Here is a 26,728-nt window from a genome sequence, read left to right as displayed (position 1 = left end):
TCCCTAACATTTGACAACATGCAGCTCTATGTCATGCGAGCTTGAGAAGTTCTACAGTCAATTTTCAATTGAGTGGGTAAATTAAGAATTGCTCAATTACAAAGCCTGTGTGCTGTTGGTCAAAAAAGTCAATGAAAAGGAATTAGTATATTGAAATTTAAGATAAAACACTTCGCTACAATGTGTATCATCTTTGTTGCAAATTGCAGTTTTTAAACCTTTCGCTGCATAAGCAATGTATAAAAGAAGATAGATCAAAGCTCCCATCAAGATTCCATATCACAGATTTTACTCAAATATCTAAGACAAAGAGGATTGCGACATGACCAGCGAAAACAAATTAGATGATTTAAAAAATAAAGCGGCTGACCTAGGCGATGAACTCAAACATAAAGCTAAAGAGGCCAAGCTAGAAGGCGAAAAAGCGCTAGATGACCTCAAGCATAAAGCTCAAGAGGCTAAGCTCAATGGTGAAAAAGCTGTAGATGACTTTAAAAAAGATGCAGAGCGTGATCATTCAGATAAAAAAGCTGCATTTGATGACAAGGTCGATGAAGCCAAAACCAAATGGGATGATGCCAAAGGCGATGCGCAAGACAAGTTCGATCATCTGAAAACCGAAGCAGGCCATAAGCTTGAAGAAGCCAAGTTAAAGGCACAAGAGCTCAAGCATGAAGCATCGGTGAAACTCGATGAACTTAAAACACAAGCATCGGCTAAACTCGACGAATTGAAAAAAACAGCTACCGATACTTTAAACAAATTTAAAGGTAACGATAAATAAGTCTTGCCCTTAAAAATTGGCTAACTCAAGTACGTTCACTGCATATGATTGATGTAGAGAAAATGCAACATTAATATGGTGTAGTGAACGAGCTTTTATAAAAATACTGTTAAACTACGCTCTACTAGACGCATTATTTCTGTGGAGTATTACGAATGTCGTGGCTTTCATCGCTTAAATCTGTATTTTCACCCGCACAAGAGGTGAAAGAAGAAGACATTCAAGCCATACTTCAAACCTATCGTCTTACAGGGCACTCATTCGAACTTAAAGACCGTATTACGCAAGTAAACGTGCAGGGTCGTGTCTTGCAACTGACGATCAAAACCTATCCTGAAGAAGCCGATCATTTACAGCAAATTCATGACGAACTTGCAGGTGCGTTACAAGGTGCAGGGATTGAAGAGTTAAATTTGCATGTAATTCAGCAAAAAACCGCACCGCGTACGCAAGAAGTTGCCGCAACTTTACCTCCTGTCGTCGATGCCTCTGCATCACCAACACCTGATCCGAACAATCCACCAATTCAAAAGAAAGCCCCGCTACAAAGTGAGGTTGCTGCTCACCCGCGTATTCAACATGTGATTTTGGTGTCTTCTGGTAAAGGCGGTGTGGGGAAATCGACCACCACGGTCAATTTGGCCTTGGCATTACACAAACAGGGTTTAAAGGTGGGCGTATTAGATGCCGATATCTATGGGCCAAGTATTCCGACCATGTTGGGCAATGCGGGTCAAACCCCAATGATTGAAAATGAAAGTTTTGTGCCACTTGAAGCACATGGGCTAGCAGTGCTTTCTATTGGACATTTGACTGGCGACCATAACACTCCTGTGGCATGGCGTGGACCAAAAGCCACAGGTGCACTGATGCAGCTCTTCAACCAGACGCTCTGGCCAGATTTGGATGTGCTGGTGATCGATATGCCACCGGGCACAGGCGATATTCAACTGACGCTTGCACAGCGCATTCCGGTTTCGGGTGCTGTGATTGTAACCACTCCTCAAAATGTCGCATTGCTTGATGCCACTAAAGGTATTGAGCTATTTAACCGGGTGGGTATTCCTGTATTGGGTGTGATTGAAAACATGTCGACCCATATCTGTTCAAATTGTGGTTTTGAAGAGCAGATTTTTGGTACGGGTGGGGGCGATCAGTTGTCTGAACAGTATCAGATTCCACTGCTTGGGCGCCTGCCTCTTAATGGGCAAATTCGTGAAAATGCCGATAAGGGCCAACCGAGTGTGGTTGCGCAAGATGCTGCTGCTGAAAGTTATGAACTGATTGCACAGGCGCTTTGGTCGCGCGTAGCAGATTTGCCGCAACGTGCGCGTGATGACAAGCGTATCTTTTAATTTGAAAACGGGTTCACTAGATCTGCACGAGATATAGCCTATTTATTATGATTTTTATTAGATTTTCTATATAATCATGCTATCTATCTGATTATTTAACTTTTATTGGTTAGTTTTTTTGAACGATTGGCATAAAATTTGCTAATTACTTGTTTTTGGATTTAAGGATAACGAATGAAGTTTAAAGCGTTGTTTACTGCACTTGGTCTTTGCTCAGGTTTGTTTTTGACCGCGTGTAGCAGCCATTATGTTGCATCTACTCCCTCAGTTGAAGTGAAGTCAGCATTGAAACCAATCATTATTCAGGGTGCCTTACCCGTTGAGTCTGAGCAAATGGCATCTAAACTCAGTGATGTCAGTGTAGAAACCATCGGTGGCTGGAAATTCTGGAAAGGCACCTATCATGGCTATCCAGTCATTATTTCAAAAACGCGTATGGGCATGAGTAACTCTGCAGCAGCAACAGCGATTGCCATTGAACGCTTCCAGCCTGTTGCGATTATCAACCAAGGAACATCAGGCGGTCACGATCCAAAACTGAATGTTTACGATATTGTGCTGGGTCAATACACCACCAATATTGGTGCATTTAAAACACCGCACCAGCCTGTCGGTGGTGGATCGGATGCACTCAAATGGAATGAAGCATTTGATGTACTACCAAAAGATGAATCCGACCCAGAGCCAATTGCAATTCGTAAATTTCAAGCCGATGCCGGTTTACTTGCCGCTGCACAGCGCGTGAAATCGAGCTATAACAAAGGTAAGGTGGTTGAAGGAACCATTGGTTCTGCCGATGTTTGGAATAACGAACTAGATCGCATCAAATTCTTTAATACCCGTTACGGTACGTCGGTAGAGGAAATGGAAGCGGCATCGGTTGCGCAAATTGCCAGTCAGTTTAATGTGCCATTTATCGGTATTCGCGTGGTGTCAAACAACATTACCAACAACGGCAAGTATGATGGCGGTACAGGTGAGGCGTGTCAGGAATACGTTTTGCATGTGGCCGAAGAATACATGAAAGGCTTAAAAGCAAAATAAGCCGAGCTCACAACAAGGCCGAACTTTAGTTCGGCTTTTTGTTTGGTCTGTTTTTCCAGTGATGAATCACACTCCAACGCCAAAATAAATTGGTCACCGCCGATAAAACAATGGCAACCACTAAGGCTTCAATGATCAGCCCGGAAAGTAAAATTTTGGCGAGGCTTAAATCAATATGTGCGTGTCCGAAGTTTCTCACCCAGTTCGAAATTTGATGTAAGACACCGAGCAGCATTTCTTTATTGATCATCTGCACATGATAAATTTTTGTGCCAATCCAGAAGCCGATATACAGAATCGGTACTAACGTAAGTGGATTACTTAACCATGCCAAAACCAGCCCAATCGGAAGATTCACTTCAAACATCAGGACAGCAGCAACAATAAACAAGCTGTGAAACGGAATAGGCAGCAGGCCAAAGAATGTCCCTATAAATACAGCACGGGTAATCGATTTTCGATTGATATACCACAGCAAAGGATTGAGCGATCGTTTACCAAAAAATCGCATCAATTTCAGATTAGCGACCTTTTCAGATGAAGGAAGCCAAGATTGGAAGAACTGCTTTGCCATAGACATAATATCATTCAATACGCAATACCACGGTATGCCGCATTGTCGCGATCATCCGGTGCATCAGGACATGACCTATAGTGCTGAGGAAAACTTAGATAAAACTTAAAGCTTTGAAAAAGAGAGAATTGATTGCAATACAAACAACCAAGTGTCGAGACATAACGGTACGCCTTTTGCAGCGAAGTGTCAAATTGTGGCGCAAGATAGCAAAATTGAATAAAAAGATTGAGATAGATCACACAAGTCATAATTATATACACTTTTAAAGTGACTGCTGCGTCTTATTGATTTATAGCTTATAAACCCCTGTAAAGTATTGAAAATATCCATGAGCGGCCAATATCAATCTGAGCAGTTTCAGTATATGTTTGTTGGCTGGTGCTATAGTGTTTTTCGTCTGGTTTGATACAGGGTGAGGTCATCGGATGATTTCATGGTTTTTTGTGGGACTGGTTGCTGCCATTTTGCTAACACCAGGCCCAACCAATACATTGCTGGCATCGTCTGGTATTCAGGTGGGGGTGCGTGCATCTTTAAAGCTGATTCCTGCTGAAGTCACGGGATATATTATTTCGATCTCGTTTTGGGGATTACTGATTGGTTTAATTTCCCAGCATTTTGCTTTACTGCCGACCATTTTGAAGTTGCTTAGTGCATTTTACATTTTGTACTTGGCCATCAAGCTGTGGCGTACAGCCGATCATCAGCAAAATTTGTCTCAACCTACGATTCGTTTTACCGAACTCCTTTGTGCCACCATTTTAAATCCGAAAGGTTTATTGTTTGCCTCTGCCATTTTCCCACAGGCTGCGTGGTCCAATATGCATTTGTACGGTTTACACATGGCCGTATTTCTCATGCTGATTATCCCGATTGCAACTTTCTGGATTGTCGTTGGGGCGTTGCTGGCAAAAAATCGGACACGCTGGTTTAATCCATCGAACCTACAACGCACTGCATCACTGATTTTGGTGAGTTTCTCCATACCACTGAGTTATTCTGCATTTTTAAAATTTTAAAGCGTGTTCGGTGTTCGCAAGCCGCAACGTTTATGGTGTTGTAAATTGAAGCGTAAAAAGCCGTATTAGCTTACGCTTGTCGGAAATGTTTTTTTTTACATGTTTTTTTTTGCATTTGTTTAAACAATACGCATAATAGAAAGTGAGTCAGGGTTGGCAAAATTGCTAGCCCGTGTGGCAGGCGGGACGCTTTTCACAGCAGATAAAATCAAGAAAAATAAAATATGGTGCGGAGCATCGTATAACAGGATGGTCATGATGACGACAGGACATTCTACAGTCAACGTTCAACTCGCAGTGCTACTTTTGAGTCTAGGCTTAGGCCTCGCTCATTCAGCTTTTGCCTTGGAAGCATTGTCAGATGAAAGCTTGAGTCAGCAAACTGGTGAAGGGATTGCGATCTTGCCCGAAAACGTCAAAATGGTGTTTCAAAAGGCAGAAGACAATTTAAGTACAGCACAAAATAAAGCCCGTGTGGCAGATCGAAGTTTTGATACCGGTCTGATTCGTGTGATTCCTGTCGGCCCATTGTCTGCAACGGCCACTGCCGCAGGTGCAAAAAAAGCCGATCTGTATCTTTACGGTTTGGCACTCTCTAAAAGCGACAGCGATGTCAACTCACGCTTTAGCAATACTGGACTCAATCTCGGTACTGAATCTAACCCGTGGGTTTTAAATGTATTACCTGTCAATACTTTTGATTTTGCAGGGAATCTACAAAATTTAAGTTACTTAAGCCTTGAGGCTCCTTTACTGCGGGCAGATGGCACAGTCGGCACAGACCCTGCCAAATTGGGCTTATGGGGCGATATCTTTTCGCGTAACTCGACCACCAGCACCACCGTGAACCCTGTAACTGGCGCACCAACCACTTTAGGTGGACTTGAACAGCGCTTACGTGTGCAAATGGTGCTCAATGGTCTAAATTTAAATGGCTCGAACTTTAAGCTGTTTCAAACTTTAGGCAATGCGCAGGCATCAGGGTTGCCAGCTTCATATAATCAAACACTCGGTTTGGCGGCGTTGATTCGTTTAAATACCGATTACAATGCGGGTACGCGTACCACAGCAGATGCGAGTCGTGTGCTGAGAATCAGCTCGGCTGAAGCCACTACAGATACCAGTAGCTGTACCAGTACCGGAACTTGCTTAAATACACCGGCCATTACTGGCGGCGGCGCACCAAGTTTTAATGCCCAAGAGGGCTTATACATTTATAGCCCAAATATCAATCTGGTTTTGGGTAATGTTTATCAGCCGCTTATTTTTAATACCGACGGCACCAATTTTTCTTTGGAGCTGACCCGTATTCCAAACGTGGCCAGTATTTATCAGCAAATTTATACCGATTACTCGGGTACCAACTCAGCTTATAAGGGTTCGACCTGTAACGTGCAAAGCTGTGGCACGGCCTCCACCATTGCTGGGGTGAATTATCAAGGCACAACCGCTACACACAGTAGTATCAGTATTGGAACAGTCGGAATCGGAAGCGGCAACTTACTAAATGCGGTGAATACCAGCTCGGCTGTAGGGGTCACTTTTAAAGATCCATCTGGCAATGCGGTGAATTTAGGTTCGGCAGCAATTGATGGCCTGATGATTCAGCATTTTAAAATTTCGACCACCGGACTTTGAAGGAGCGTATCAGCATGAAAATTCATCGTCTCGGTTTAATGGGCGTACTAATGATCAGCAGCATGGTATATGCCGATCCATCAGGTTTAAAAGCATTGAGCAATCAGGAGCTAAGTCAGGTTCAGGGCCAAGGTGGGGCCGATTTAAGCCTATCTTTGTCACTCAATCAGGCCGTTCCGTCAGGTAGCGGTTTGTCTAATACCTATGCCTGCGCCAATGGCGCAAATCAGTATTGTCGTTTAGCCTTGGCATTTAATAATCGTCAGGATCAAAACGGCAATTTATATTGGCTGGTCTTTAAAAAAATTCAGGGCACTTTGGCGATCGATAAGTTTCAGCTCGATGGCACAACGGTGACGGTGAATACCAATCAATATCGCTCTGCGCTCAAACTGACTTTTTTAGATGAATATCCGATCCAGATTCGTAATCTGGGTTTTGAGGCACTTTCGATTGAAACCGATACAGGAACAGCAGACAGCCAAAAAGGGTATTTAAGTACCTTTGTGCCGTCTACTTATACTGGTTTTGACCAAGGATTGGAGCGTGGTTTTGTGGGGGTGAACATCAATGCGAATCTGGCATTGTCAGGTTCGGTTAAGGTGTTTAGCTGTAACGGTTCAGCGACCTCACGGTGTTAAAGGGACAGATAAATGAATAAAAATAAAACGCGTTTAACTGTGCTGATGCTGAGTATTTTAACTGCACAATATACCGTTGCAATGGAAGCACTCTCAGATCAAAACCTCAGAGAGGTATCGGGTAAAGATGGCCTGACCGTGCAACTTCAAACCGATAAAGTCACAGCCAACCAGATTAACTGGAAAGACAATACCACGTTTGCAGATGGCAGTTCTGGCAACTTAAATTTGTCTTTAAATAATTTGGCGATTACACAACTGGGCAGTCAGGCTGTGGGCGGTACCATCAAATTCGATGTAGGTACAACCTCCACCAATAAAGCCGGAATTCGCCTCGAAGCTGCGCTCAATCCATCGCAAATACATATTGCCGATATCAAAGTTTGCTCCGATGTTGCCAATACAGCCAATTGCTCCGATGCCAGCAGTCAAAGCTTGGGGGCGCTGACGATTAAAGATCGGGACGGCACTAAATTTTTACTACAAACCGCGAATGGGCTGTTCAATGCGCAAGAGCTGGGTTATCTGGAATTTGGTCTGCAAAATGCCAATATTTTTTATAGTTTAAAAAATAGCGCAGCGGTGAACCAATTGGTTTTAAAAGATTTTAATTTTAATTTTAAAGGCTCGGGTTATATGTATCTCGATCCTGTCAAAGGCTTTGTGCTTTCAACCAACGCGCAAGGCACAACAGGTTCAACCAATCAGATCACGCTAGACCGTGTAGCCGATTTGGACAATGCAGGCAAAACCAAACCGGGTTTCAACGTCGACTTGCGTTATAAAGCCAATGTAGGCGCAGACCCAGCAGCGTATGCCGCGCAAAATGATGACAGCACAGTCAAACCAATTTTACGTTTGGGGGCATCGGGTGCACTGCGTGATGCAGAGATTTCTGTCAATGCGGCACGACCAACTTTAGGTGGGGCACAAATTGGTGCTGCAACTGCCAGCTCAGATATGACCGGATCGACTGGCGTGCATGTGGCCATGAAAGCCAGTTTCACGCCAGATGTGAAAGACAGCAACGGACAAGTCACCACACAGGGCACACGGCTTGAGCTCGGGGGCACCGGAAAAAACAGCTATGCCATCGAATTTGGGAACCTCACGCCGTTACAGATCCGTCAGGGGATTGCCGCAGATTCGAGCAATCTGGCACTGAATCAGAATTTGGCACAAATCAACTTTGGTGATTTATATATCAATGCCGTGAAAACCCAATCGATGGAATTTCAGATTAGTTCCACCATAGCGGCGCTGTTGGGTCGGCAGGCCGGGATTTATCGGCATAATCTGTATGAGTCGAGTGTCACATCGAATCCCAATATCTTAAGTTTGGCCATTCGGGGTATGGAGTTTCAAGCCATCGCGCGCAGTGCGCGCTTTATTGCCGACAATAGCAATGACAGTGCCAATCAAATCAATAATCAAACCGCGACATGGGGCTTAGGTTTGCCCATTTATAACTTAAATGCAAACTTAGGCATCTATGGCACTACTTATGGCACAAATAAAGATAAGCAAGGCATTGGTTTTGGTTTAGCTTTATCTACTCAAGGGCGTAATACTGATGGTAGTAAAACCACATCGGTGATGTTGATTGATGGTGCTAAAAATGCGAACAGTGGCGAAGAAGTTAACTACTATGCTGGTTTACGCAATATTGATTTGTTTCTAGATACCAACGGAAGTATTGGCTTTGAGCAAAATGGTATCGCGCTTGATTTAACGAAACTTATTATTGCCTTAAATGCCGAACTGGCTTTAGGGCAATTGCCGGGTAGCCGTTATAATATTGCCGCATGTAATACCAGTACATCGGTCGCTTGCTTTGTGCCTTCAAATAATTTCACCCAAAACTCAGATGTGCTTTTTGCAATTGGATTACGTCTGGATGGAACTGCATCGTTAATGCTGATTCCGGGCGCCGCCTCAGATCTGACCTTGAAAGGAAATGTGAATTTACTGGCTTCAGCCAGTAACGAAAATCGCAATTACATCCATATTGTCGATCCAAGTACGAATGCGGCGCTGGGTCTAGATAAAATCTCGGGAAATTTAAATCTAAATACGAATCTGAAACTCACCAAAGATACGTTTGTGGTGGCCAATCAAGTGAATCTCAATCCATCTCAAACACCATCACAGGTGCTCAAAGCCAATCTTAATTTTTATCCGACGGCTGCCTCCACAGGTCAGCAACTTGGACAAATGGTGATTACGGGTGGAACCATTCGTAGCAGTATTGGGATTACACCACGGTAATCAAGGAAGATCATGATGAAACAGCTAAAAGCCATTTTACTGACAGCCGCGGGACTATGTTTGACGCAGGCTGCATTTGCAGATCGTTTGACCTCTTTAGATGATCAGCAAATGTCTGAAGTCACCGGACAGGCATTGCTTAATTTAAACTATGTTGCACCTGGCGGATCTAACCCCAACGGAAACATGGGATTTTATCGATTGGGATTAGAAGCTCAACTTGAACTCAATGCCAACATTAAGAAATTGCAATTGGGCTGTGGTGGTGTAAAAGGAACTGGATGTGATATTGATATTGATAATATCGCGCTGACCGGAATCACCAGCTCAACCGCGCAAGGGGCCGGAGTAGGGACAGACTTTAAACTCACCAATCCGTTTATTGAGTTTGCGATTCAAAATCCAGACTCTGCTGCCACACGAACCATTACAGGATTTCGTTTAGGGGCACTTTCGGCGCTGGGGATTATGAATATTGGCTCAAATGGTGACTTAAATACGCTTGCTGATGATACTGGAATCAACTCATTAAGCGGAGATATTGGTGTACGTGTAACCAATGCAAATTTAACGAATGTGCATGCATGTCCATTTGGTGTAAATTCATCTGGAGATCGATGTAATGCTGTATTAGGTTTAACAGGGCAATTAAATGGAACGGCAAAAGTAGATGATTATAGTACAACATTAATCAATAACCGAAATTCAACTTTTAGTTTGACCAAACTGACGGCTCAGGCTTCAGCATCTTTGCTTGGTTTAAAATTAACCAATGTGAATATGAACGATATTCCCTATAGAACAGTACACCAGTTACTGGTGGCTGACACGGATTCAAATGGGAATTTGATCGCGACCAGTAATGCTTATATTTCTTCACAAAGTAAAGATATACGTTGGCAAAATGTCAGTGACCAAACATGGAGTAATAATGCAGCACAGAAAGGTTGGTGGATATCGATTCCACAAACTCAATTTAATAATTTGAATATTACTCAAGATGTCTATTTAAATGCACTTGGTGCTGTTTCTGGCGCTCTTTTAGGAACACCGGTGAATTTGGCGCCTGTCGATTTGGGTCAAATGCCGATTAGTAACTGTTATGGAAATTTGAAGTTTTGTTAACATACGGGAGGGGTCTTTGTATAATTTTTGAATAACATAAATGGGTTGCTTGAGAAAATTTTTTAATATTTATGCTTTTGGATAAATTTCAAATAATATCGGTTTAAAAAAAATTAAATATTGGGTTAATTTTAATAAAGAAAGGAAAGCAATATGAAAATAAAAATGGCATTGAGTCTATTTTTACTCGCTATTATTCAAAATAGTTTTGCAGCAGAGTGTAGTTATGATTTTAATGTAAATACATATCCAGTTGTAAGCGGTAAACAGTATAAATTTACGACATTAAGTAGTAATGAAGCTAAGGAATATGGGGCATTAAGAACTTTAGATGGCGGTTTAAATAATAATTTTATTTATAAAAGCTTACCCGAATCAGGTATTTATAGTTTTGAGTTAAAATCAGAAGTCATACCTTATGACTTACCTGATAATGAAGCGGTTTTATTAATTTACAGTATTCTTTTAAAAAGTAATTACTCAGACTATAGAATAATTGTTTATTATCCTAACAATAGTTTCCACGAAAATAACAAAAGAAAATTAATTGTTAATATGATAAAAACAGTTAATCATGTTGATTCAGTTGTTTTTAATGGATCTTATCAATATGATAGATTAAATCAAAAGCTTGGTTTTTATTTTAATCAAAATATAAATCAGATAGGCTTAATTATAAATGGTATTAATCAGGGATATGTTGCAAATATCAATGATAAGTTAAACCAGATTGGATTTTTTATGTCTGGTGGTTTCCCTCCTTTTGCTGCAAATTCATCGAATTTAGGTAAAGTGTTATCACAAGAATATATTTTTGATCGTAGTCAGTTATCAAGTGGTTTTCCTGCTGGAACAAAAGATATTTGTGGAAATTCACTTTAATCAATATTCAAGATTTTTTGATAAAAAAGCAGGTATCAAACCTGCTTTTTTAATTTGAGTCGCTTATTTAAGTTTTGCCATGAGCTCGTCTTTGGTTAAGTTAACAGACTCAGCATCGGTACGGCCTTTATATTCAAAAGTTCCTGCATCCAAGCCTTTTTCACCAATTACAATACGATGTGGAATACCGGTTAACTCCAGATCAGAGAATTTTACGCCAGGACGTTCATTACGATCATCAAGCAAAACATCATAGCCTTGCGCTTGCAATTCTGCATAAAGTGCTTCAGCAGCTTCAAGCGTTTTTGGTGATTTATGCGCATTCATCGGCACAATTGCAATCTCAAAAGGCGCAATTGCAGATGGCCAGATAATGCCTTTTTCATCGTAATTTTGCTCAATGGCAGAAGCCACCACACGAGTGACACCAATACCATAACAGCCCATGGTCACAACCAGTGGCTTACCGTCATCGCCCAGAACCGTACAATTCAGCGCTTCAGAATACTTCTGACCTAACTGGAAGATGTGCCCGACTTCAATACCACGTTTGATTTGTAGTACACCTTGACCATCTGGAGATGGATCACCATCCACGACATTACGAAGGTCATAAACCTCGTTATAAGTTGCATCACGCTCCCAGTTTACACCAGTGGCATGTTTGTCGGCTTCGTTGGCACCAGCAATAAAATCTGACAGGACTGACGCTGCGCGATCGACAATCACGGTCAGGCCTTTTTCAAGCAATCCTTGTGGGCCGACATAACCTGCGGTCAAACCAAGTTGTTGTAATTGTGCCTCAGTTGCAAACGTCAGCGGTGCTGCAATAAGCGGATGATGCTCTGCCTTGATTTCGTTGAGTTCGTGATCGCCACGCAAAAATAGCGCGATCACAGGGACATCGCCTTTTTCATCGGCATTGCCTTGTACCAACAACGCTTTTACTGATTGTTTCGGATCAGCGTTTAAGAAGGCACAAACATCTGCAATGGTTTTCTGATTTGGTGTTTCTACAATGTTCAAGGCTTGAGTAGGAGCGGCACGCTCACCCACCAAAATCGCCTCTGCCTTTTCTACATTGGCTGCATAATCAGATTCGCTCGAAAATACGATATCGTCTTCACCGCTATCGGCAAGCACATGGAACTCATGCGAACCTGAACCGCCAATCGAGCCTGTATCGGCCTGCACAGGGCGGAAATCTAAACCTAAACGGGTAAAGATACGGCAGTAGGTGTCGTACATGTTGTCGTAGGTTTCTTGCAATGAAGCTTGATCGACATGAAACGAGTACGCATCTTTCATGATAAATTCGCGTGAACGCATCACACCAAAGCGTGGACGAATCTCGTCACGAAATTTGGTCTGAATCTGATAAAAGTTCATTGGCAATTGCTTATAACTTTTCAGTTCAGTGCGAGCCAAGTCGGTAATGACTTCTTCATGAGTTGGCCCAAGTACAAAGGGATTATCATGACGATCGTTAAAACGTAAAAGCTCGGGGCCGTATTGCACGTAACGGCCTGACTCTTCCCACAAGCCCGCAGGTTGAGTGACAGGCATAAAGACTTCAAGCGCGCCTGAACGGTTCATTTCTTCACGCACAATCGCTTCTACTTTATTTAATACGCGTACGCCCATCGGCAACCAAGTATATAAACCTGAAGCCAATTTACGAATCATCCCGGCTCGAAGCATGAGCTGATGCGAAATTACTTCGGCATCGTTTGGGGTTTCTCTTAACGTTGCAAATAAAAAGCGGCTTGCGCGCATGGAAACAGTCCTAAAAATGGGCTCTCAAACAGAGCACGATAAAAACACCAGATTATAATAAAAAATGAGATGAAGATTTCATCTCATTTCGTAAAAAACAGATTATGACATTAATTTGCGGCTTTGGCGTAACAAGAAATTTTTCAAATCATCCAAATAGGTGAAAATCACGGGCACCACCACCAAGGTGAGTAAGGTCGAGGTGATCACGCCTCCAATCACCGCATGCGCCATAGGAGCACTTTGTTCGCCGCCTTCACCCAAACCCAATGCAAGTGGCACCATACCCATCACCATCGCACTGGTAGTCATTAAAATGGGACGCAAGCGCGTCTTGCCTGCCTGTAAAATTGCGTCAAAACGAGTTTCACCACGCTCCATGGCTTTTTTAATGAAATCAATCAGCAAGATCGCATTTTTGGTGACCAGCCCCATCAGCATAATGATTCCGATAATCGAAAACAGGTTTAAGGTACTGTTAAATAAAAACAGCGCAAGAAACACACCAATCAATGACAGTGGCAATGAGGCCATAATGGCCGCCGGATGGATAAAGCTGTTGAACTGCGAGCCGAGTACAATATAAATAAAAATAATCGACAAGCTAATTGCAGTCAGCGCATATCCTGCCGACTCGGCCATATCGGCATTGGCACCTTGCGTATCGAAGCTATAGCCGGCTGGCAATTTAAAGTTCTGTTGCAGTTGCTGGATATCTTTACCAATATCTCCCGATGGTCGTCCTGAGGTATTGGCCTCGACCAGTACTTCACGTGACAAGTCGCGGCGATTAATTTGAGCGGCACCGAGGGTTTGCTCAAACGAAGCAACAGATGCCAGTGGAATTAACACAGGCTGATTGTTGGCATCGGTTTTATTCGAGCTTAAATACAGATTTTCCAGATCGCTTGGGCGTGCACGATTGGCTTCAGCCAGTCGTAAATTCACATCGTAAGTTTCACCGCGCTCATCTTCCCATGTGGTGACATTCTCACCTGCAATTAAGGGGCGCAGTGCGCTCGCAATCTGATTGACCGAAAGCCCTAAATCACTTGCCAGTACCCGATTGATCTGAATAGACAACGTTGGTTTAGGTGCTTTAAGTGAACTTTCCAGATCGACCACGCCATTGATTTTCTTCATTTCAACCATAAACCGATCTGAGATACGCTGTAACTCGTCCAGATCTGGGCCTTTAATTGAAATCATGATGGGCTTTTGTCCGCCCGAAACCGTTTCATCGGCAGAAGCCACGGAGGTCACGGTAATGCCTGCGACCGACTGTAAGCGTTTGCGAAAGATGTTGTTGATTTCGGTCAGGCTTTGCTGACGTTGCTGCCGTGGCGTCACCGTGACGCGAAGCGTCGCATGGTTTTTACCCCGATCGGTGACGCCATTAATCACGCCGTAGGTCGATTTTACAAAGCCAAACGTATTGACGATTTTTGTGACCTGATCCAGCTTGGCCTGTGTATATTCTAAAGAGGCATCGACAGGCGTTTCAAACTTGATTCGCACTTCACCTTTATCGGGCGTGGGTACAAATTCGGTACCAATCAGCTTGGACAAGCCCAGCGCTCCGATCAGAGAAGCAATCGCGATCAGGAGGGTGATCAGACGAAAACGCAGTGCAAGCTTGAGAATACGCGCATAAACATGGGTAAGTTTATCGAGTTCTTTAGAAATCCAGTTAAAAAAGCGTTTGATTCGACCTGGTGGGCGGTTACGCGGTTTTTCTTTCCAGTGTGCAGAGAGCATCGGATCGAGAGTAAAACTGACAAACATCGAGATCAGAACCGCGGTGCTGACCGTCACGCCAAATTGATAAAAGAAACGTCCGATAATACCACCCATAAATGCCACAGGTAAAAACACGGCCACAATCGTGAGTGTGGTGGCCAGTACGGCCAGCCCAATTTCTTTTGTGCCATCTAATGCCGCGGTCACATGGTCTTTACCCATTTCGGCATGGCGTACAATATTTTCCCGAACCACAATGGCATCGTCAATCAGCAAGCCAATACACAAGGACAAGGCCAGTAAGGTCATCATGTTGATGCTAAAACCAAATGCCCAGATAAAGGTGAGGGTACCCAGTAAGGCAATCGGAAGTGTTAAACCTGTAATAACGGTGGAGCGAAAAGAACCTAAAAACAGTAATACAATCAAAACTGCCAGTAAGGCACCTTCGATGATGGTACGTGCAACGTCCTTAATTGAGGCGCGGATACTTTTTGACGTATCGACAACCACATGCAAACTTGCGCCTTTGGGAAGCTGTGCCTTGATTTTATCGAGCACTTTGTAAGTGTTGTCGACCACCTGAATCACGTTTGCATCTGAGCTTCTTAAAATATCTACCGAAACAGCAGTTTTACCGTTTTGAAAGGCGCCCGTTTCCAGCTCGGCCTGTGTGTCTTCAACCTCAGCAATTTGCTTTAAATAAATCGGTACGCCGTTTTTATTGGCGACCACCAAATTACCAAAGCCATAGGGCTGAATCACTTTGGACTGAATCTCAATGACCAGTTCCTGATTCGGCTGCTTTAAACTGCCGCCCGGAATTTCTACATTTTCATTTTTAAGGGTGTTGATGACCTGATCAATCCCAATCGCGTAGCTTTGCATTTTTTGCGGATTGACCACAATACGTACTTGGCGTTTGGCATCGCCCAGCAGACTGACTGTACCGACGCCCGGAATGGTACGTAACTGCGGTAAAATCCGCTGATCGATGTAAGAGCTAAAATCACGAAGTGACATTGAGTTGGTTTCAAAGACCACCGACATAATCGCGCTGCTGGCTGGGTCGTAGCGTTCGACCACCGGGTCTTCAATTTCGTCACGAAAATTAGCTTTTGCTACCGCAATTTTATCGCGCACATCTTGCGCTGCAACGCTCGATGCCACATCCAGATTGAACTCTGCCACAATCATGGATAATCCCTCACTCGATTGCGAGGTGATCTGTTTTAGGCCCGAAATGGTATTGATCTGGTCTTCAAGTTTTTTGGTAATTTCAGATTCAACGGCTTCAGGAGAGGCGCCGGGGTAGTTGGTATATACCACCACAAACGGGAAATCGACATCGGGAAATTCTTCTACTCCCATTCGTTGCCACGAAGCCAGCCCTAATACCATCAGACTGAGCATCATCATAATGGTAAAGACGGGATATTTGACGCTGATTCGGGTTAACCACATAGACTCAATCCTGATGTTAATTGCCAGAAATGCGCACGGCCTTGTTGTCATCGCTATTTTCAAATGCGATTCGGCTCACGCGATCTCCCGGTTGTAATCCCTGAACGATAGCAACATCATCAGTGAAGCGTTTTTCTAAAAGTTTAATGGCCACTTTATGCAGCTTTTGCTGACGAACCACCCAGACATATGGCTGTTGATCCATACTCTGAATACTATTGAGTGGAATAATCTGCCCCGATATCTGATCCTGGCTATAAATAAAACCTTCTACAAATGCACCAATACTGAGTGAGCGAATCGGGCTGCTCGGTTGTGCAAAAAATTCGATTTGACGACTGACCTGATCGGCCACAGGCGAAATTCGGCTTAAACGTGCCTCTTGCACCGTGCGCTCACCTTGAATGTTAAAGCTTATTTTTTTCCCTACTGCCAATGCGGATTGTTGTTCGATCGGCAATTTTCCTTGAATTTCTAACTGAGCTGGATCGACAATTTCAAACAGCGTACTGCCCGCCGCAACGGTTTGACCTGGTTCTACTTGACGCTTGGTAATCACCCCGGAAAGCGGGCTGCGAATGGTGCCATCTAAATTGGCTTTTTCGGCGATATCGACATTGGCACGCTGTGCATTCACCGTCTCTAATTGTGCCTTGTAATCAACTTCACTTTGTTCGTATTCCACGCGTGAAATAAAACCTTGATCAAGCAGACGCTTTTTTCGTTGCATCAGATTTTTGGCCAAATCTGCTTGTGCCCGAGCCGACGCAAGATTGGCACGTGCTTGGGAAAGCCGTGCCGCATTGTCCTGATTGTCAAGACGCACCAATATCTGCCCTTTAGTCACCGACTGCCCAACATTCACATTCACCTGTGTGGCGGTTGCGGTCACTTGTGCCTGTACCGAACTTTGATTGACTGCCCGAATGGTTCCGATAAATGCCGTTTTCTGTTCGATTTGACCGGATTTGACCGCCACCAGATCGGCACCAATTAACTCAATTGCTGCGGTATTGGCTGATTGCTGTGAGCTTTCGGCGGCATCTTTTTGACTGCATGCTGCGACCATTAAACTCATACTGAGTATGGTCGCTTTCGAAAGAACCAGAAGGGTGCTACGCATGCAGTGTTATCCTTTAAATAATGTGATGTTGTGTCGACTTTGCCACCGATTATAACGGTTATTCCATTTTTTTTAAGCGTGCAATCACATCTGCATAATGGATTTGAGTGCTGTTATAGTTGTCTTGCATTTGCTTCAGCATCGCCTTGCTGGCGAGGATCTGTTGCTGGTTTTGTAACATGTGTTCGCGCACCGATACCGGAATGTTTTGCCCTTTTCTTATATATTGATTTTCCTTATTTTTATACATCACTCGATCATTTTGTTGCTGTTTGAGCTGTTCTTGCTGAAATGCCATCTGTTTTTTGATGCTATTTAAAGATTCATCGCGTTTCATGGTGGCAATTTTACTGTTGCCATAGGCACGTTTGAGTTTGAGATCATATTGTTGTTGTCGTGCTTGTGATTCATATCTGGCTTGAGTTTTGGCGTCTCGGTCGCCATTCCATGCGGGCGTCTTCGCAATCACTTGCATATTTTGATCGAGCGACTCATATCCATAGCGAATATGTGCTGGCGTTACGTTGGCGCTGATATTGGCAGTGCCACGCGAATCATAATAGCGATACCATTTGGCATGAATCTCGCCTGCACATCCAAGCAGATAGAAGAACATGAGTAAAATGAATAACGTTACTTGTTTACCCAACTGAAAGGGCCGTCGCCGCACAGCAGGCGCAAATTCTATGGATTGAACCATGTGCTTCTCCCCAATAAAATTAGATTAATTTTTTTTGAATCATAATCTTGGTATATTAAGATGGATTTATACGCTGTAAATCCACGGGTTTTATCGTTTTAGTTTAGCGTAAATTGAGATAAATGAAAAAAAGATGTTCTAGTGGATCAATTGAAAACAAGACTTTAACTATGTAAAAATGCCATGACACTTGATAACAGATTAGTTTGCCTGAATTGGGCATTTGAAAAGGACGAATGAATGGAAGATGCACCCAAAGCAATTAAAATTATGGTGATTGATGATTCAAAAACCATTCGTCGTACTGCTGAAACGCTGCTGCAAAAAGAAGGCTATACCGTGGTCACGGCGACAGACGGCTTTGAAGCATTATCAAAAATAGCACAGACCAATCCCGATATTATTTTTGTGGATATTATGATGCCACGCTTAGATGGATATCAAACCTGTGCGCTGATTAAAAATTCACAAAATTACCAGCATATTCCCGTAATTATGCTTTCAAGTAAAGATGGATTATTTGATCAGGCAAAAGGGCGTATCGTGGGCTCCGATGAATACCTGATCAAGCCATTTAGTAAAGATGAATTGTTAAGCGCAATTCGTAATCATGTCAGTGTTTAATTCCAATAAATAAATTTGAGGTCATTATGGCGCGTATATTGATCGTTGATGATTCACCCACCGAGACGTATCGGTTTCGTGAAATATTGACCCGACACGGTTATCAAGTGCTTGAAGCCACCAATGGTGCAGATGGTGTGACGCTGGCTCAGGCCGAACAGCCGAATCTGGTGCTGATGGATGTAGTAATGCCAGGTGTGAATGGTTTTCAAGCCACCCGTCAGATTTGCCGTGGCGAAAGCACCAAGCATATTCCAGTGGTGATTGTGAGTACCAAAGATCAGGCCACAGACCGAATTTGGGGTAAGCGCCAAGGCGCCAAAGAGTATTTGACCAAACCCATAGATGAAAATCAGCTGATCGACGTGATTCAGCAATATATTCTGTCAGATTCATAACATGGCTCAGAGCAGCGATACACATTTGGCGGCATATACGCCAGATGATTTGAGTGTACAGCATGAGTCGATTGAGCAGGCAGAACGCTGGACAGGTATCGCATTTGAATTGATGGGACATTATTTCGTTGCGCCATTAGGGGAAGTCACTGAAGTCATTCATCCACCAAGTTATACCCGTGTTCCCAATACACAGCCTTGGCTAAAAGGTTTGGCAAATATTCGCGGGCGATTGCTGGCCGTATCGAGTTTGTCTGAGTTTATTTCTAAACAGAATTATCAGGAACACACACAACATAAAGTGATGTGTATCAGCCACAATCAACATTATATCGGGCTGATTGTCGATCAGGTATTTGGTGTACAGCATTTTAATAAAACGCATTATTTTTCGCATCAGCATGATCTTGGCATGATGTTTCAGCCGTATTGTCGCGGCTATTTTCAACAGTATCAGCAGCGCTGGCATATTTTTTTATTGAGTCAATTATTAGGCAATCACGATTTTATGAATGCCTCGCAGCACCATTAAAAATAAATTTTAAACGGTGTTGTGATCATGAGGGGTGGGGATATGACGTGGATCGCAAGCGTCAAAAACAGACGTATTGAGTCAGTTCACCACCGATGGAGTGGATGGTTTAAAGCAGATCATTTTTCCAATCGGTTTGAATCGCCGCAGCAGTTACAGCGTTTACTCTTGCTTATGCTGTTGATGACGACGATTCTACTCGTTTCGAGCATTTTTCTGATTCAGCACATGCAAAAACGGCATCATGTCGATCAAAAGATGATGGCATTGACCATACTCAATCAGCAGTTTATGTCTGAATCAATGGAAATTTTACGTTCAGATTCACTGCAAAACCGTAAAAATTTAAGCGCGACGCATCAGCAGTTTCAAAACGATCTCGCAGAGATTGCATCAGATACCTCGGCTTATCAGCGTGTCATGACCGATTGGCAGGCATTGTCACACAGTATTGAGCGGATTCAAGCCGATCCTGATCTTGCCAGACAAGTTCAGTTTTTACATTTATCGATGCAGCTTTCGATGCCCGAAATACAATCGAATTATGCGCAGCTAATCGAGTTATTGCAGCATCAACCTGCTGATATCGGGCATTTAAAACTGGCCCAGCAACAAGAGCAGAGCGCATCACAGCTTTTAAAATGGGGACATTCTCCCATTTTACCTGAGCAGGCCACACCGCAAACGGTGCATGATTTTATTGAAGATACCCAGCAGTTTAGAGCTGGCATTCTGCGACAGCTTCTTGGCGATCCCGTGCAGGGCTTAAATGCTGTGCAAGATCCGCTACAGCGAGCTTTGCTGCAAGATATTCAACTTGAATTTGATAGCGCATTACAGCCTAAAATTGAGCGCGTTTTATTGCAACCTGATCAGGTGGAGCAGCTTTGGCAGGCTTATTGGCAGTTACCCAAACAATCTGAGCAATTATTACAGTCGCTAGATCGCTTGGCAAAAAGTCAAAACAATATGTTTGCCATACTCTTGACCAGTGTGGTTGTGATTGCATTACTCGGATTGGCTTACGCGACTTGGCAGTTGATGCGTTTATCGATGCGAAAGGTTGCTGATACAGCACAGCAACTCGAAAGTGCTTATGAAACCAGTCAGCATCAGCACGCAATTTTACGTTTACTCAATGAGATCAGTGATTTCGCCGAGGGTGATTTAAGGCGGCCAGCGACTGTTTCTGAGGATTTTACCGGTACAATTGCAGATGCCCTGAACCTGATGTTGCAGCAGTACCGACATTTGATTGATTCGGTACAACGGTCTGTAACGGAGCTAGATCAGATACGTCTCACCTTACTACACGCAGAACAGATCGCAACGCACCTTACGCATCACGCGCAACAAAGCGGTCAAACAGAAACAACAGAAATGAGTGGTTCTGATACCAAAGGGCAGCAGCTCGGATTGTATCTTCAGCAGTTGAATGCGATCATTAAAGAATTAGAGCTGGCAATTTCTGGTTATCAACTAGAGATGACCGAATAAAAAAGAATTGATTAAGGGGATCAAAACAGCGCATGAAGATTGGGGTTGCTGAGCACAGCATTCGGATATGGACACCGCATTAAATACGCGTCTGGCGGCGCTGACCTTGCCTGAAGATCAATATCTGGATCAGGATCAGGAGATTCTTGACGTTTTTATTGAAGAGCTCGAAGAGGTGTTTAGTGCATTGGAGCGCCTGATTCAGGCTTGGCATACGACGCCTGACGATCAAGCATTGTTGCAAGAAATCTGTCGGCACTTTAATAATTTAAAAGGTACGGGCCGGATGGTGGGGGCCAATGCATCGAGTGAAATTGCATGGATGGTGGAGGAAACCCTGACACGAATTCTCAACTCAATTTTACCTACTACACTCCCGATTCAGCAGTATGTGGCTCAGGTTTATCGGCTTTATCGAGATGATCTGATTGAGGATTTTAAACAACGCCAGCCACATCGTGTCGATTTACGGCCCTATGCATTTATTGGGTCACAGTTACAACTCAATCTCGAGATAGAACCTGCGATGATGACTCTGCTCATGAGAGCATCTCAGACAGCTGATGAATTGGAACTCGCGCCAACTAACAGCGTCAAACTAAATGAATCTATTGTCATTTTTCTAGAAGAAATCTCGGTTTATGTTGCAGATATCCATCATTTTTTAGCAAACTCAGCCCCTTCGGATGATGACTTTAACCGACTGTTACGTGCCTTGCATACCATACGTGGTAGCTCATCCATGGCCTGTATCGATGCGATTTTTGATGCCAGTACAGCACTTGAAAGCACAATCAAGCAGAGATTACTCCAACATGGAGCGCTGCTCTCTACCGAGCAGGCTTTGCTTGGGCAGTATCTGGAATTTATTACACAGGCGGTGCACAACATTCAGCATGGCTTAGAGGCCGAGACGCTTCAACCACTACTGAATATCTTTTTAGGTCAGTATCAGCTTTATCAGCATCAGCTCGAATCGACTGCTGCACATGAGTTACAGCTTAATGGCGGTGTGGTAGCGGCCTTACTCGCACTTGAAATTGATGATTTGCTCGATGCCGAATTTGAGTTTCAAGATCGTATACGGCACCAGTCGGTCGATTATATTGTGATTTTACAGGAACAGGCCGCAAGCCTATACGCTGCGACCGATACAGACCGAACACGTGTTTTGCATATTTTTACCCAGCATTTGCAATCGGTTTATCAAGAACTCATCGGAATCACGAGTAGTGATTTTCCTCAAAGCCTATATGATGCATTCCAGCCAGCGCATACCGCATTTGTGGGGCTGTTTGATAGTTTGGCTGCGGCACAGCACATTAGTTCTTTTACACCGTATCAGGTACTGTTTGATCAGCTCAATCGAGAAATCAAGCCATTTAAACCGCTTGATTTGGAAGAATTTGCTTCTCAAAGTGTAACGACTCAACATAGTGACATCAGTACCGACTCGGTACTTAATCTCGACATGCGACTGATGTCTTATTTGGCAGAAGATCGTCAGCTTGTGCTGGCACAGCCGTTACAGGTCGATGACAGTTTGCTGGAAATTTTCCTTGAAGAGAGTGAAGAACTACTGGCAGGCGTCGAAACCGAGCTGACGCTCTGGGCCGAAGCGCCATATAATTTAGATATCTTGCAACATCTGATCCGGTTTTTGCACACCTTAAAAGGGGGTGCCAATATGGTTCAGCTAAATCAGATCGGTTTGATTGCACATGAGCTGGAATCGATTTATCAACGTCTGATCTATCAGCAATTAGATGTTTCATTTGAACTGATCAAGATCATTCGAATTGTGCATGATGATCTGGCCGAACGGATTCAAAACCTGTATCAGCATGCAGTAGAGTTTCCGGTAAGTCATGTCTTGGATGTGCTTCAACATATCGAAAACTGGTTGCCGGCCGCATTCGCTGAAGCGGATTTTACTCAAAACCAAGTAATCGAGCAGGCTGGGTTAAAGCTTGACGATCAGATGAGCTTGGGTGAAGTACTGGCGTTCAATTCAGTACCCGCCGCCTCTGAGACTTTTCCGCAAACCTTGGTCGAAAAAATGTTTGTGGATGAAGCACAAGATTTGCTTTCACAGGCCGAACTCAATCTTCAGCAATGGATCAAGGAGCGCCATCAGCGTCACTTGCTGTTGGAGCTACAACGTATTTTTCATCGCTTAACGCGCAGTGCACGGCTGCTCGAACTCAAATATGTCATGGACATTACCACGCGACTTGAGATTACCTTTGAGCGGATGAATCTGCACAATTCTAAAACGAGCAGCTACGATCCATTACTTCTCAACGCCGTACAGTGGTTGAGACTGGCAATTTTTGATACGCGTTACGATCATTATCACGAACTTAAGCATCAACTTGAGCAGTTAGAGCTGACCCAACCTTTGTTTCCGGTACAGTTTGAACAGATTGCCACATCATTGTCCGAATCGGGTGCGGTTAGTCCGGGTGACGGCACAGAGCCGCCGTCTATGCATGGTGAGTGGGACACTTCCATTGCGGTTGATGAAAGCAATGAAATGATCCGTGTTTCGGCAGATCTGATTGACAAAATGATTGATCAGTCTGGTGAAAACGCCATCAATCGCTCCCGAATTCAGATGGATATTGCGCAGGTCGATACCGTTTTGGGTGAAATGGAACTGGCGATTCAGCGTTTATCGCGTCAGCTTAAACATCTGGATCGGGTGTTAGATACACAATCTTTACAACAGCTTTCTGGTGAACATACCGCTACGCTTGAGCCAGAGCAATATTCAAATTTTTATCATTTAAGTAAATCCTTGGCAGAATCGGCATCGGATTTACTCGATTTTCGTACCAGTTTGACCGAAAAAATTCGGGATACCGAAAGTTTACTGCTCCAGCAATCGCGAATTCAGGCCGATCTGCAAGAAAATCTGATTCGTACTCGACTGGTTCCGTTTTCGCATCTTTTACCACGCTTACAACGCACCGTCCGACAAACTGCTCTGGCGCTGAATCGACCAACTCAACTGCTGGTTCACAATACAGAAGGCGAGTTAGATCGGAGTATTCTAGAGCGTTTGGTCGTACCGCTCGAACATATGCTCCGCAATGCCATCGATCATGGTATTGAAGATCAGCAAACACGATTGAGCCAAGGTAAACCATCAATCGGGACCATTGAGCTTTCTATCCGCCGTCATGGTACTGATGTGGTCTTGCAGTTAAAAGATGATGGTCGAGGCATGGACAGCAATGCAATTGCAAACAAGGCGCAGCAACTGGGCTATTTAGACCATTTTCATACTTTAGATGACGATCAAATCTTCCAGTATATCTTTTACCCGGGGTTTTCAACGGCGTCTGCAATTACCCATATTTCGGGACGTGGTGTTGGCCTCGATATTGTGCATAACGAAATCAAGGCACTTGGAGGTAAAATCACCGTGACTGCCCAAGTGGGTATGGGAACCACATTTAGCTTGCGTGTGCCCACCACAGTAGCGGTCAGTGATGCGCTGATGGTCAAGGTGCTTGATCAGCAATATGCCTTACCACTGGGTAAAATTGAGCGTATTGTGCGCTTATCGCCGCTGATTTTGGAACAATACTTTAATAGCCAGCAAGATCGTTTTGAGCTTGATAATACCCGATACAAATTACGTTATCTGGGTGAATTTGTAAGTAATGTGGTCGAGCCAGACTGGTCAACCATCACAGGTGAGCTGGAGGTGTTGCTGATTCATTCCAGCACAGGGCCGCAGGTGGCGTTGCTGGTTGATCAGGTGGTCGGATCACGTGGTCAGATTGTGGTGAAACCAATCGGGCAACAGTTTAGTCAGGTTAAAGTGGTGGCGGGCGCATCGATTTTAGGCGATGGGCAAGTCTGTTTGATCTTAGATCCGATTACCATTGCAGAACAAGTCGATCAGCAGCCACGACAATATCGCCACGATACCGACCACGAGCGCGCTGTGCGTGAAGAGCGAGCCATGATCATGGTAGTGGATGATTCAGTGACGGTTCGAAAGGTCACATCACGTTTACTCGAACGCCAAGGGTACGATGTAGTAACAGCCAAAGATGGCCAAGATGCGCTAGAGAAGCTGGAGCACATTCGTCCAGATGTCATTTTACTCGACGTTGAGATGCCGCGAATGGATGGGTTCGAATTTACCCGTCGTTTACGTCAGCACTATTTACTGCAAGCTTTACCGATTATCATGATCAGCTCACGTACGGGCGAAAAATACCGCGAGATGGCACAGCAGCTTGAGGTGAACGATTATTTGGGCAAACCTTTTCAAGAGGAACAACTGCTCGCCAAAATCCACATGCTGCTCATGCAAGCAACTAGGCAAACCGTTTTATGATCATGGCTGAAATGAAAAAGGGCTCCGAAGAACCCTTAAATATTAAGTCAATAAATTTTCAAGAATCTGCTCATAAATCTCGGCCAAAGGCTCCAGATCGGCGACATTAACGTGTTCGTTGATTTGATGAATAGACGCATTTAAAACACCCAGCTCAAGTACTTGCGCGCCAGTCGGTGCAATAAAACGGCCATCAGATGTACCGCCGCTGGTCGAAAGTTTGGCATCGACACCGGTAACATTTTTAATGGCAGTGGTCGCGGCATTCACCAATTCACCAACAGGAGTCAAAAATGGTAATCCTGAGTGCGTCCATGAAATATCATACTCAAGGCCATGACGCTGTAAAATTTCCAGTACACGTTCTTTAAGCTGTTCGGCAGTCACTTCAGTCGAATAACGGAAATTAAAGGTAACAGCCATCGTACCGGGCACCACATTGGTCGCACCAGTTCCCGCATGAATATTTGAAATCTGAAAAGATGTTGCCGGAAAATATTCGTTACCGTGATCCCACACAGTCTCACAAAGTTCGTGAAGGGCAGCAGAGGCGAGGTGGATCGGATTACGTGCGAGGTGAGGATAGGCCACATGACCTTGTTTGCCTTTCACTGTCAGAACGGCATTTAATGAGCCACGACGGCCATTTTTAATAATGTCACCCAACTGGCTGGTACTTGATGGTTCACCCACTAGGCACCACGTCATTTTTTCGTTACGTGCTTCGAGAGTTTCAACCACTTTTACCGTACCGTTAATTGATGGGCCTTCTTCATCAGACGTAATCAAAAACGCAATAGAGCCCTTGTGATCTGGATGTTTTTTTACAAAGCGTTCAGAGGCCACCACCATGGCTGCTAGTGCGGTCTTCATATCGGCAGCACCGCGCCCATATAAAATACCGTCGCGAATTTCAGGTTGAAACGGATCGCTGTTCCATGCCTCAAGGTTACCTGTAGGAACCACATCGGTATGGCCAGCAAAACAGAACACAGGATCTTGAGTACCGCGGCGCGCCCATAAATTGTCGACTTCGCCAAAGGGCATGTTTTCAATATGAAAGCCAACGTGCGCAAGACGTTTGGCCATCAGCGCCTGACAATCATAATCTTCAGGAGTCACAGAGGGACGGCGAAGTAAATCTAAACTGAGTTCGAGAGTATCGGAAGGGTTCATACCAAAAT

20 protein-coding genes are annotated in these 26,728 nt (G+C 44.0%); 14 read left to right on the top strand and 6 right to left on the bottom strand.

The genetic code is table 11. The features are described 5' to 3' along the window. Positions 1-322: 322 nt before the first annotated feature. From L2096_RS07545 to L2096_RS07535, 3 genes are all read left to right on the top strand, one after another. Complete coding sequence (locus tag L2096_RS07545; protein WP_004945655.1) at positions 323-784, top strand: hypothetical protein; 462 nt, start codon at positions 323-325, stop codon at positions 782-784. Positions 785-939: 155 nt separating this feature from the next. Beyond that, a complete protein-coding gene (gene apbC, locus L2096_RS07540; protein WP_119690086.1) occupies positions 940-2,139 on the top strand; it encodes an iron-sulfur cluster carrier protein ApbC in 1,200 nt (399 codons plus the stop codon). Positions 2,140-2,313: 174 nt separating this feature from the next. Beyond that, complete coding sequence (locus L2096_RS07535; RefSeq protein WP_055415779.1) at positions 2,314-3,183, top strand: 5'-methylthioadenosine/S-adenosylhomocysteine nucleosidase; 870 nt, start codon at positions 2,314-2,316, stop codon at positions 3,181-3,183. Between the two features lie 25 nt (positions 3,184-3,208). On the opposite strand, the gene L2096_RS07530 is transcribed toward L2096_RS07535, so the two are convergent. Beyond that, positions 3,209-3,763: a DUF2062 domain-containing protein gene (locus L2096_RS07530; RefSeq protein WP_171490464.1), complete on the bottom strand. Its 555-nt coding sequence runs from the start codon at positions 3,761-3,763 to the stop codon at positions 3,209-3,211. 422 nt (positions 3,764-4,185) lie between these two features. Between L2096_RS07530 and L2096_RS07525 the strand changes: the two genes are divergently transcribed. The 6 genes from L2096_RS07525 (at position 4,186) to L2096_RS07500 (ending at position 11,333) form a co-directional block, all read left to right on the top strand. Then, positions 4,186-4,779, top strand: coding sequence for a LysE family translocator (locus L2096_RS07525; protein ID WP_004935147.1), 594 nt, complete (start codon positions 4,186-4,188; stop codon positions 4,777-4,779). A 255-nt stretch (positions 4,780-5,034) separates the two neighbouring features. Further along, on the top strand, positions 5,035-6,417 hold the full coding sequence (locus L2096_RS07520; protein ID WP_004935150.1) for a hypothetical protein: 1,383 nt from the start codon (positions 5,035-5,037) through the stop codon (positions 6,415-6,417). Between the two features lie 14 nt (positions 6,418-6,431). Then, positions 6,432-7,058, top strand: coding sequence for a hypothetical protein (locus L2096_RS07515; RefSeq protein ID WP_151868913.1), 627 nt, complete (start codon positions 6,432-6,434; stop codon positions 7,056-7,058). Between the two features lie 12 nt (positions 7,059-7,070). Beyond that, complete coding sequence (locus L2096_RS07510; protein WP_250365171.1) at positions 7,071-9,326, top strand: DUF6160 family protein; 2,256 nt, start codon at positions 7,071-7,073, stop codon at positions 9,324-9,326. Between the two features lie 12 nt (positions 9,327-9,338). Next, entirely contained in the window at positions 9,339-10,451 is a 1,113-nt protein-coding gene (locus L2096_RS07505; protein ID WP_228273187.1) for a hypothetical protein, read from the top strand. A 153-nt stretch (positions 10,452-10,604) separates the two neighbouring features. After that, positions 10,605-11,333, top strand: a complete 729-nt coding sequence (locus L2096_RS07500; protein WP_250365170.1) for a DUF4882 family protein — start codon at positions 10,605-10,607, stop codon at positions 11,331-11,333. 63 nt (positions 11,334-11,396) lie between these two features. On the opposite strand, the gene L2096_RS07495 is transcribed toward L2096_RS07500, so the two are convergent. The 4 genes from L2096_RS07495 to L2096_RS07480 all read right to left on the bottom strand — a co-directional run bounded on the left by L2096_RS07495 (position 11,397) and on the right by L2096_RS07480 (position 18,136). Continuing rightward, positions 11,397-13,109, bottom strand: a complete 1,713-nt coding sequence (locus tag L2096_RS07495; protein ID WP_250365169.1) for a proline--tRNA ligase — start codon at positions 13,107-13,109, stop codon at positions 11,397-11,399. A 102-nt stretch (positions 13,110-13,211) separates the two neighbouring features. Next, entirely contained in the window at positions 13,212-16,313 is a 3,102-nt protein-coding gene (locus L2096_RS07490) for an efflux RND transporter permease subunit (protein WP_250365168.1), read from the bottom strand. A gap of 16 nt (positions 16,314-16,329) precedes the next feature. Then, on the bottom strand, positions 16,330-17,436 hold the full coding sequence (locus tag L2096_RS07485; protein ID WP_151796188.1) for an efflux RND transporter periplasmic adaptor subunit: 1,107 nt from the start codon (positions 17,434-17,436) through the stop codon (positions 16,330-16,332). 58 nt (positions 17,437-17,494) lie between these two features. After that, positions 17,495-18,136 (bottom strand): hypothetical protein, encoded by a 642-nt coding sequence (locus L2096_RS07480; RefSeq protein ID WP_250365167.1) that lies wholly within the window; start codon positions 18,134-18,136, stop codon positions 17,495-17,497. 240 nt (positions 18,137-18,376) lie between these two features. Here L2096_RS07480 and pilG point away from each other — a divergent pair, with 240 nt between their 5' ends. The 5 genes from pilG to L2096_RS07455 all read left to right on the top strand — a co-directional run bounded on the left by pilG (position 18,377) and on the right by L2096_RS07455 (position 25,544). After that, on the top strand, positions 18,377-18,760 hold the full coding sequence (gene pilG / locus L2096_RS07475) for a twitching motility response regulator PilG (protein WP_025094513.1): 384 nt from the start codon (positions 18,377-18,379) through the stop codon (positions 18,758-18,760). A gap of 26 nt (positions 18,761-18,786) precedes the next feature. Then, a complete protein-coding gene (locus tag L2096_RS07470; protein WP_004935180.1) occupies positions 18,787-19,158 on the top strand; it encodes a response regulator in 372 nt (123 codons plus the stop codon). Between the two features lies 1 nt (position 19,159). Then, on the top strand, positions 19,160-19,690 hold the full coding sequence (locus L2096_RS07465; RefSeq protein ID WP_004935181.1) for a chemotaxis protein CheW: 531 nt from the start codon (positions 19,160-19,162) through the stop codon (positions 19,688-19,690). A 42-nt stretch (positions 19,691-19,732) separates the two neighbouring features. Beyond that, positions 19,733-21,187: a methyl-accepting chemotaxis protein gene (locus L2096_RS07460; protein WP_250365166.1), complete on the top strand. Its 1,455-nt coding sequence runs from the start codon at positions 19,733-19,735 to the stop codon at positions 21,185-21,187. Positions 21,188-21,254: 67 nt separating this feature from the next. Further along, the gene (locus tag L2096_RS07455; protein ID WP_250365165.1) at positions 21,255-25,544 is read left to right on the top strand and encodes a hybrid sensor histidine kinase/response regulator; all 4,290 of its coding nucleotides are present in this window, start codon (positions 21,255-21,257) and stop codon (positions 25,542-25,544) included. Between the two features lie 42 nt (positions 25,545-25,586). Here L2096_RS07455 and dapE read toward each other — a convergent pair whose 3' ends face one another. Beyond that, positions 25,587-26,720 carry a succinyl-diaminopimelate desuccinylase gene (gene dapE / locus L2096_RS07450; protein WP_250365164.1) on the bottom strand — a complete coding sequence of 378 codons (1,134 nt, stop codon included), beginning with the start codon at positions 26,718-26,720 and terminating at the stop codon, positions 25,587-25,589. Positions 26,721-26,728: the final 8 nt, after the last annotated feature.

Origin of the sequence: Acinetobacter sp. ACZLY 512 (genome assembly GCF_023614015.1) — a bacterium.
In the GTDB taxonomy this organism is placed as follows: domain Bacteria; phylum Pseudomonadota; class Gammaproteobacteria; order Pseudomonadales; family Moraxellaceae; genus Acinetobacter; species Acinetobacter soli.
Note: the sequence above shows the minus strand (reverse complement) of the source record. Positions and strands in the feature narration are given on the sequence as shown.